This is a genomic window from Colwellia sp., from assembly GCF_013214175.1.
Taxonomy (GTDB): domain Bacteria; phylum Pseudomonadota; class Gammaproteobacteria; order Enterobacterales; family Alteromonadaceae; genus Colwellia.
In genome coordinates this window covers 234,030-240,774 of record NZ_JABSPA010000008.1, presented here as the reverse complement: position 1 = coordinate 240,774, position 6,745 = coordinate 234,030, and the positions used below count along the sequence as shown (strand labels likewise).

Annotated in this window: 5 protein-coding genes; 2 read left to right on the top strand and 3 right to left on the bottom strand. The window is 38.9% G+C overall.

Going from position 1 to position 6,745, the window contains the following annotated elements; all coding sequences use genetic code 11:
• Window positions 1–171: 171 nt before the first annotated feature.
• Window positions 172–480 carry a transposase gene (locus tag HRT55_RS17895; protein ID WP_033092918.1) on the bottom strand — a complete coding sequence of 103 codons (309 nt, stop codon included), beginning with the start codon at window positions 478–480 and terminating at the stop codon, window positions 172–174.
• Between the two features lie 1,030 nt (window positions 481–1,510).
• Between HRT55_RS17895 and HRT55_RS17890 the strand changes: the two genes are divergently transcribed.
• Window positions 1,511–2,476, top strand: coding sequence for an integron integrase (locus tag HRT55_RS17890; RefSeq protein WP_291623405.1), 966 nt, complete (start codon window positions 1,511–1,513; stop codon window positions 2,474–2,476).
• A gap of 157 nt (window positions 2,477–2,633) precedes the next feature.
• Here the strand turns inward: HRT55_RS17890 and HRT55_RS17885 are convergent, their stop codons facing one another.
• Window positions 2,634–4,493, bottom strand: coding sequence for a DUF885 family protein (locus HRT55_RS17885; protein ID WP_291623403.1), 1,860 nt, complete (start codon window positions 4,491–4,493; stop codon window positions 2,634–2,636).
• A 179-nt stretch (window positions 4,494–4,672) separates the two neighbouring features.
• On the opposite strand from HRT55_RS17885, the gene HRT55_RS17880 reads away from it, so the two are divergent.
• Complete coding sequence (locus HRT55_RS17880; RefSeq protein WP_291623401.1) at window positions 4,673–5,140, top strand: GNAT family N-acetyltransferase; 468 nt, start codon at window positions 4,673–4,675, stop codon at window positions 5,138–5,140.
• 102 nt (window positions 5,141–5,242) lie between these two features.
• Here HRT55_RS17880 and HRT55_RS17875 read toward each other — a convergent pair whose 3' ends face one another.
• On the bottom strand, window positions 5,243–6,733 hold the full coding sequence (locus HRT55_RS17875; RefSeq protein WP_291623399.1) for a M20/M25/M40 family metallo-hydrolase: 1,491 nt from the start codon (window positions 6,731–6,733) through the stop codon (window positions 5,243–5,245).
• Window positions 6,734–6,745 lie beyond the last annotated feature (12 nt).

The following is a 6,745-nucleotide window of genomic DNA, read 5'->3' as shown; positions in this document are numbered from 1 at the left end:
TAAACGTGCCATATACTTCTAACACATTAGCCGTTATCAATCGGCGCTTTAACTTCCACCGATTATCTGGGCAGGTTAACCAGCGATAAAAGCCTGAACGTGAAACCTTCAAAGCACGACACATCAGCACCACAGTGAATCGCTGCTTGAACTCATCAATCAGCGCGTACTTTACTCTTGGTGCTTCGCAAAGTACGCAGTAGCCTTTTTTAGGAATTCATTCTCTTCCTCTAAATCATGAAGCTTACGCTTTAACTGACGTACTTCTTCCGTTTCTTTTTTGGAGTAATCGACACCATGAAGTGAGTTGAATTGTTTATCTGACAGGCGATTAAACTGGCGACGCCAGTTATAGATTTGTTGTGCGCTAATGCCTAGCTCTCTACCAACAGACGCTGCAGTATTGCCTTTTTGCTCAGCTCGACGAACGGCTTCTTTGCGAAACTCTTCAGTATAAGCTTGGGTTTGTTTCTTAGTCATATGTCACCTCATTGTTAGACGTAATCTAACTATAGAAGGTGTCCACTAATTATGGGTAACACTGACTTATAACGCCTCACTAAGAGGCAAATAATAGTTGGTTAAAATAAGCGACGGAGGAGCAAAAACCAACTGTTATTTGTCCTTTTGAGTGCCTTGTTATAAGTAATTTACTCCGACTTAGTTTTACTAGCTATTAGAGTAATTAAAGCCGCGATTAAAAGGCAAAAGGTAATGATTATTGCATATGCCGAAACAGTTTGCGGTAATGCACCAAACTCCTTTATCTCGAAGTGAGTATTACCCATAGCAGTTGCAATACCAGTCCACAAAACAGGTATATTAGCCCAGAATAATAAAGGCAAAAATAGAAGACCAATTTTTGTGATTGCGAGGATTGGCGGTAAATTAAATATAAACGATAATAGTAAAAAACGTCTAATTGAAAAGCTTCTTAGATTCATCCATGACTCCAATACTTTGATTACTTATAACGCTTTGCTAAGGGGCAAATAAGAGTTGGCTATAATGCGCGAAGCGCAGTCAACTTTTATTTGTCCGTTTGAGCAACTTGTTATATGCAGCGGTGGTTAAACCAACCACTGCACGATATTAAGCCACCCGTAATAATAAAACCTGACCGTGAATTTTTACGCTACACGCGAAAGGTAAAACAGAATTAATAGTATTGCCACCTTTGAAAAAGGTATAAAAGGCAATGCTTATTAGTGATAACACCAAACCAGTTTTAGCGAAAAACACTGAACTAAAAAGCACTTCATTTTAAGCTTATTTTTATTAGCATATAACAGTTTATTAAGAGGCAAAATCCCTTCTTTCTACAAGATGAGATTAATCGTCTCTAATTTTATAATACCAAGAGATTACTTTATTGTTCAATTTGAATCAATGACTTAAAAATCAAGGTGAGAGTGGTTGATGTGTGAAAGGCGGAATTATTCCTGCTTTCTTGTAGAAAGGAGGAAATACGGTATACTGTACATGTATACAGTATATGTTTGAGGTTATTATGGCATCTCCATTTTTAAATTATATATCCGAGAAGATGCGTTTAAAGCGTTATGCTAAGAGAACGATTCAAAGCTATGTTTATTGGATCAAAGCTTATATAAACTTTAATGGTCAGCGCCATCCTCTGAGCTGCCATGATAAGGAAGTTGAGCAATTCCTCTCTTATTTAACAAACAAGCTTGATGTTGCACCTAACACGCAAGGTATAGCGCTTAATGCTCTAGTTTTTTTATATAGGGGAATTCTTTTAAAGCCCTTAACTCTTGAGCTCAATTTTAATAAATCTAAACAACATACAAAATTACCTGTGGTCTTAACCCAAGCCGAGGTAACGGCATTATTAACAAAGATAGTGAGTCGTTATGCTTTGCCGTGCCAATTAATGTATGGCAGTGGTTTACGTTTAATGGAGGTAGTCCGTTTAAGGATTCAAGATATTGATTTTGACTTTCACGCGATTCAAATTTGGCAAGGTAAGGGCGGTAAAAACCGTCGTGTTACTTTAGCTAAAGAGTTGTGTGAGTCATTGAAAGTACAAATCGCTATGGTGCAATCAATATATCAGCAAGATCAACTTAACCCAGATTATAAAGGCGTCTGGCTGCCTTATGCCTTAGCAAGAAAGAACCCCCGTGCCAGTAATGATGTGCAGTGGCATTATCTTTTCCCCTCTAACCGGTTAAGTACAGACCCCGAAACAGGTTTTGCGCGTCGACATCATATTGATGAAACAACCCTTAGGAAAGCAGTTAAGGTGGCAGCAAGAAATGGCGGTATAGATAAAAATGTTACTTGTCATACATTACGTCATTCATTTGCCACGCATTTATTACAGCGTGGAGCCGATATTAGAACGGTACAAGAGCAATTAGGTCATACCGATATTCGTACTACGCAAATATACACTCATGTGATTGAACATGGCGCGAATGGTGTACGCAGTCCGTTATCAGATTTGTTTTAGCTCAACAGGGGCTCGAAGGGTAACTTTGACGTTTGAGAATAAAAAATCCGCACTGAAAAGTGCGGATTCTTATTTTTACTTTAGTTTTAACTTTTGCTCTAACTTTTAAATAAGGGGTTAATGAAAGCGTTTAAAACTTTGCATTAACAGACCTCAATTAGGCTTTTTTAGTTTTAATGTAGTCATTAACTAAGTCGGCTAAAATATTAAGTGGTACAGGACCATTTTTTAAAATGACGTCATGAAATTCACGAATATCGAATTTATCACCTAACTCAACCTTGGCATGTTCGCGTAGTTCAATGATTTTGTTCATACCAATTTTATAAGCCGTTGCTTGTGATGGCATAACTACATGGCGCTCTACCATTTTAACAGCATCAGATACCGAGTTTGGAGTATTGCTGGTGTAGTACTCTATACCTTGCTTAAGGGTCCACTTTTGCGTGTGCATACCCGTATCAACAACTAAACGACATGCACGCCATAGTTCCATCGCTAGGCGACCAAAATCAGAATAAGGGTCTTGGTATAAACCAATTTCCTTTGGAATCATCTCTGAATACAATCCCCAACCTTCGGTATGAGCAGTATAACCACCAAATTTACGGAACATTGGAATACCCGTTAGTTCTTGCTTGATAGCTAATTGCATATGATGACCCGGAATACCTTCGTGGTACGCTAAGGCCGCCATTTGATAAACGGGCATAGCTTCCATATCGTAAAGGTTGGCGTAATAAATACCCGGGCGTGAGCCATCTGGAGCAGGGCGCTGATAAAATGCTTTACCCGCAGATTGCTCTCTAAAGGCTTCAACCGCTTTTACTTTTAATGCTGCTTTTGGCTTGGTTAAAAATAAGGTGTCTAAACGGCCTTCCATATCATCGATAAGGGCAACGGCTTCATCGATATAACGTTGTTTTCCTTCTGCAGTTGCAGGGTAGTAAAACTGTTTATCGTTACGCATAAATTCGAAAAATTCATTTAAGTCGCCGTTAAAGCCAACTTTTTTCATGATAACGCGCATTTCATCATGAATACGTGATACTTCACTTAAACCAATGTTATGAATTTGCTCTGAGGTTAAGTCTGTAGTGGTAGTACGTTTTAAAGCATTGTTGTAAAAGGCTTCGCCATCAGGGAATTTCCATGCGCCATCACGGTTGTCAGCTTTTTGCTCAAGCGCTGTTAAGTAAGTTACTAATTGCTCGTAACCTGGTTTTAAGCTGTCAATTAATGCAGTTTTTACTTCAGCAATTAAGACTGATTTTTCTTCATCGCTGATGCTTAGCTTGTTCACTTTACGGGTGAAGTCGGCAAAAATGGTGCTGTTTTCTGCTTGATCAAAGGGGGCGCCAACTAGAATGTTTTTTGAATCTCTAATAACGTGAGGAAAAACGAATTTAGGGGCAATAATGCCTCTTTCTTCACGTAATTTAAGCTGCTCAACAAGTTGTGTTAAAAGCTTTTTCGCGCCATGTACGCGGGCAATGTAATCTTGAGCTTCTTTTACATTACTGATTGAATGTTGGTTAATTAAAAAGGCAGGTATTTGTGAATGTGTACCAAACATTTGATTTACTGGGTAGTTATGAAAGCGCCATTTGTAATCAGCAATATGGTTTTCAAAGTTTTGTATGTATAAGCCATGACTTATTTGCGTTTGTGCATCCAGAGTCGAAACGTCAATTGCTTTTATTAACGCTAGATTTTCTTTGGCAAAGGCAAGCTCTTGTGCAGCATTTTCTTCTGAAAAATCATTCCACTTGTCGTAATCTTTTTTAATACCTAAATAAGTTTGTCTTACCGGGTTACGATCAACGCCTTGTTTGAAAATAGTATCGAATAACTCATTAGCCTGCTCTGAGGCTGTTTGTGTTGTTGTCGCGGTAGTATTTTCAGCAGCAGCAGCAGTGTGTTTATTATTGTCTTGTAGGGCAACTTTTTCTGCAGAGCATGCACTCAATAAAGCGGTTGCGACTGCAACAACTAACAGGGATTTTTTAAAGGTCATACGATTCTCATGTTTCTTATATTAATTGTATTGCCTACAGTGTGCCTTAAGGTGTAGGGCTAATTCAATAAAAGCTCGATAGATTGGTATAAAATCACGACCAATAGGTGACGTGTAAGGTATAAAGCAAGTAAACTTAGTGATAACAATACTTCTAAGCGTAAATGGAAACCTAATTAATGAAATTTACCCTTGGCTTTCGAAAAGTTAAAAATGAAGATATAGACTTTTTACTGTCATTACGTCGAAAAACCATGACTCAGCATTTACTTGCGGCAGGTATTCGTATGACCGACGAACAGCATTTAGTCCAAATCAAAGATCATTATTATGAAAGTCACATTGTTTTAGCGGACCGTAAGCCCATTGGTTTAGTAAAAATGGGCGTAGTTGCTCTTAATAATACCCATAAAAGTTTGCACATTAGGCAGTTACAAATCATGCCTAAATATCAAGGTAAGGGTGTTGGCAGTAAGGTACTTACGGTAGTAAAAAAGCGGGCTTTGCAGTTATGCTTACCGATCACCTTAAATGTTTTATTGAAAAATCCTGCTAGGGGATTGTACTTGCGTCATGGCTTTCAAGTAGAAAAGAAAAATCGCTTGGAATACCAGTTGCGTTGTCCATTAGAAGTGATTGCCGCTTAGCTTAAGTTAGTTAACTTGCTAGCGACAATCATTGCTCTTTAACTCATTAAATGAACTAAGCCTTTAGCTAATATTCCTAGCAAAAGAGCCTAGTAACAGCACCTAGTAAATAAGTCCGTTGCGTTTTACTTTGTTAGCATCAATACGTGAAGGTGTAATTGAGCCGTCAACCAGTGGCGTTGTAGCTATTGCCAACATTTTAATAACTTGCAACATGGATGGTAGATTCAAGCTGTTAATATCATCGGTGACTTGATGATAATGCTGATCTTTGTCTAGCTGAGTACTACTAAAGCTATGTGCTGGAACACCTAGTCGAGCTAAGGTGGCATTATCAGAGCGATAGAATAAGTTTTGTTTAGGGTAAGGGTCGGCATAAACTTTTAAGTTTTGAGGTGCCAATACTTGGTTTAATTGCTCACCTAAATTTGATCTCTCCATACCCGTCATCCAGACAGTACCTTCACCAAAGACCGCAGGTTTACCAATCATCTCAATGTTAATCATGGCGGTAATTTGCTGTGGGTCTACTTGGCTAGAAAAATGACGAGAGCCAAAACCACCAATCTCTTCTGCACTAAAAGCGGCGAACATTAAGGTTCTTTCATTATTGCCCATTTTGGCAAAATGATTGGCTAAATTGATAATGGCGGAAACACCTGAGGCATCATCATCGGCACCATTAAATATTTGATTACCTTGCTGGGCTTTATTGCTAGGTGTTCCATCAACACTCGGTTTAACACCTAAGTGATCATAATGTGCGGAATAAAGTACAATCTCATTTGGCTTACTTTTACCGGGTATAATGCCAACAACATTATTTAAGCGGGTATCAGAAACTTGGGCAGAGCCTTTAACGGTAAAGGTTTTTACTTTACTAATATCTGTTAACGCGATAACAATCACACCGCCTTTTGCCTTTTCACTTTCCGCAGCAGTAACTAGCTTAGTTAAGCCGCGGGCAAAATAACTTTGATAACGCTTGAAGCTCTTTTCATGTTTTGGGTGTAGCAAAACGAGGTGTTGACCACCTTGGTTATTTAATTCACGTAGCGACTTACGTAAATTGTCATTTTCACCAATCTTTACCGTATTGACCGTTTGGCCTTTACTGCCAGAGCTAAGCTGCCATGAAATGTCTGCTTCTGTTGTTGCCATTGCTAATGATTCACTGGCAATAACTTGACCATTAATTTCAACACTAAGTGCAGCCGGGGTTATCTTTTGCACTGAATAATATTGTTTAAAGTTTGGCGCGCTCTGTGCGGGCACTAGGCCAACTTCATTAAAGCGTTTAGCGATAAAGTCAGCTGCTTGGCGGATTTCCAAGCTGAAATTATTTCTGCCTTTAAGGTCGTCACTGGCTAGGTAGGTAACATCTTTAGTCACTTGCCCTAGGGTGATGGTGTTATCTATGTTCGCCTCAACACTTTGCTGGCTATTCTCGCCAGAGCCAAAATCTATATTACTACAGCCTGTTAGCGATAAACTGGCTAGCGAGAGGAGCGTTAGTGATGTTGCTAAGACAACTGGCTTTAAGCGCATTTTAGTATGGGAGCTAGTCATTATTTTTGTCGTTCTTTTAGTCATGAAAGGCGAGTC

What these genes read in the sequence shown, in the direction of transcription:
- HRT55_RS17875 (WP_291623399.1), bottom strand. Translation starts at nt 6,733, where the DNA reads ATGACTAAAAGAACGACAAAAATAATGACTAGCTCCCATACTAAAATG.
- HRT55_RS17890 (WP_291623405.1), top strand. Translation starts at nt 1,511, where the DNA reads ATGGCATCTCCATTTTTAAATTATATATCCGAGAAGATGCGTTTAAAG.
- HRT55_RS17885 (WP_291623403.1), bottom strand. Translation starts at nt 4,493, where the DNA reads ATGACCTTTAAAAAATCCCTGTTAGTTGTTGCAGTCGCAACCGCTTTA.
- HRT55_RS17895 (WP_033092918.1), bottom strand. Translation starts at nt 480, where the DNA reads ATGACTAAGAAACAAACCCAAGCTTATACTGAAGAGTTTCGCAAAGAA.
- HRT55_RS17880 (WP_291623401.1), top strand. Translation starts at nt 4,673, where the DNA reads ATGAAATTTACCCTTGGCTTTCGAAAAGTTAAAAATGAAGATATAGAC.